The organism is Sulfitobacter sp. (genome assembly GCF_041552635.1).
In the GTDB taxonomy this organism is placed as follows: domain Bacteria; phylum Pseudomonadota; class Alphaproteobacteria; order Rhodobacterales; family Rhodobacteraceae; genus Sulfitobacter.
Map to the genome: position 1 here is coordinate 1 of NZ_JBFEKM010000324.1, position 2,090 is coordinate 2,090.

Annotated in this window: 4 protein-coding genes; 2 read left to right on the forward strand and 2 right to left on the reverse strand. The window is 55.9% G+C overall.

Translation table 11 applies throughout. The features are described 5' to 3' along the window. Together ABYT07_RS20670 and ABYT07_RS20675 are read left to right on the forward strand one after the other, a co-directional pair. Positions 1-753: glycoside hydrolase family protein (locus ABYT07_RS20670; RefSeq protein ID WP_372993882.1), on the forward strand; the 753-nt coding region annotated here is incomplete at its 5' end. Between the two features lie 73 nt (positions 754-826). Then, complete coding sequence (locus ABYT07_RS20675) at positions 827-1,156, forward strand: hypothetical protein (RefSeq protein ID WP_372993883.1); 330 nt, start codon at positions 827-829, stop codon at positions 1,154-1,156. Positions 1,157-1,400: 244 nt separating this feature from the next. Here ABYT07_RS20675 and ABYT07_RS20680 read toward each other — a convergent pair whose 3' ends face one another. Together ABYT07_RS20680 and ABYT07_RS20685 are read right to left on the reverse strand one after the other, a co-directional pair. Next, positions 1,401-1,697, reverse strand: a complete 297-nt coding sequence (locus tag ABYT07_RS20680; RefSeq protein ID WP_372993884.1) for a hypothetical protein — start codon at positions 1,695-1,697, stop codon at positions 1,401-1,403. A gap of 2 nt (positions 1,698-1,699) precedes the next feature. Next, a complete protein-coding gene (locus ABYT07_RS20685) occupies positions 1,700-2,056 on the reverse strand; it encodes a hypothetical protein (protein WP_372993885.1) in 357 nt (118 codons plus the stop codon). Positions 2,057-2,090 lie beyond the last annotated feature (34 nt).

Genomic DNA, 2,090 nt, shown 5'->3' on the forward strand with positions numbered 1-2,090 from the left:
ACCGGCACCGTGATCGATCCCTACCACGTGGGCTATGTGATGCTGTTCCTGATCGTGTTCGGCATCATCGGGTGGTTCATCGACCAGACCCTGCCAAGCATCCTTCGCACGCTGAAGCTTGCGGGTGTCAGCGCCATCATAGCGGCTGTCTTGCTGTGGCTTGTGTCCGCGCCTGCTTTCGCGATGGGGAATGCACCGGGACAGAAAGCCGTCGCCGCATCGCCTTCAGGATCGACCCTGCCGCCCTGGGAGCAAACTGCCGTTTATGCGATCCCGCTGACCAAGCAATGGGAAGGGACGGGCCCCACGTTCAACTGCGCGCAAAGCGCACGAGGTATCTGTGTGCGCGCATATCTTGATACGATCCCCGAGCCTGACCTGCCGACGATCTGCTACGGAGAAACCAGCCACACCGGCTCGATCGTGGCGATGGGGGACACCCGCACGATCGAGCAATGCGAAGCCGGATTGTTCCGGATCATGCGTGACCGGTATTGGTCCAAATATCGGGCAGGGGTCACGATCGGATACATGCCGCCCCAAGTCGATGCAGTGTTTACGGACTTGTCCTGGAACGTGGGCCCGTTCGCCGTTCTGAAATCATCCGCATTGAAAAGCGCAAACCGTGGCGATTTCGCTGACGCCTGCTATCGGCACACCTTTTACAACCAGTCGGGTGGCGTGATTGTGCGCGGCCTCGCGCGGCGTCGGGCTGCGGGATATGAGGTTTGCATGTCGGGTGTGAAAAAGTGATTTGGCTTGCCGTTGCCGTTGCCGTTGCCGTTGGCGTCGCAGTGGCCGCCGTTCTGCTGATCTGGTGGCTAACATGATGCGCCATGTGGCTGTCGTGGCACTGTTGGCTTGCTTGGGGCTGTGCGGGGCGCTGTGGTGGCAGTCTGGTACCGTGAGCGATCTGGAGGCGGAGAACGGGCGTCTGACGCGAAACGAGGTGTCATTGAATTGGGCGCGTGCCCAGGCCCGCGAGGCCGCTGACGTGGCCGCTGCGCGCGCCGGACGTGCGAGGCAAATGTCGATCGAGGCGAACGCGACGATCGAAGAGATCCGAAACCTTCAACTTGGGGAGTGCGCCAATGCGCAGATTGATCCTGACCTTGCCGCTATTCTTGGGCGGCTGCTTCGGACTGGGGAAGACTGAATATATCACGGTCAAGCCCGTGGTGCCGGCGCAACTACTGGAGCCGACCCCGATCTCGACACGGCAGCCGGCCACCTATCGGGATCTGGCAATTCTCGCCTCCGAGCACCTGAACAGCGCACAGCAGGCGAACGCTGACAAGGCTGCGATCAGGGAGATCCTGAGTGAGGTATCACAGTAGTACGCTATCAACTTTTGGGTTTCAGAATACACAAGAAAATTCTGTGTTTCGCTGATTATCGCACTACTCAAACCAGATTGAGGCTATCAGAGGGGCCGCCTGAAGTGCGGAGCCGACGATGATTAAAAGCAGTCCCCACAATGCACCAGAAGATGTCCTGCGAAGTAATTTTGCCGATCTGGAATTCCCCCACTCTTTTGGGTCATCGTGCATGATATAGGTGCCCCCATCTAAACCAGCGCGTGATTGAGTTGTAAATACTGAGAAAGCGACAGTCGCTGCCCCGCCCAAAATCAAGACCAGCCCAAGCAGTTGGCTCAATTCGCGCCAATTGTTGAGAAAAAAGTTAGGCTCTGTCATATTTATCTTTCAAGAAACTTCTCTTCGGAGAATTTAAGTTGGCGGCTTGGCCGGAGATCACCATCTTCCAGCCAATCAGCAAGTAGTGCACCGACCACAACCCCAAAAACTGCGATGGTACCTGTCCAAAATGTACTTCGTCGGGTTAAGCGCCTCAGGGTGAGTTGATCTCGTCGTGCAAGCTCAGCGTGAGCGAGCAGTGAAGCGTTTTTCCAGGGCCCAGCAAGGTTCTCGGATGGTATCATCGCAATAGATCGTAGTTGTAGATCAGAGATATTTTGAACTTCACTCAATGCATTTTGTCGGCTGATATCATCTTCTACATCTAGATTTGAGGAAATTTTATATATCTGCGACAAGTGTAGTCCTCCCTTTCAGCTCTAGGGTCTTGGA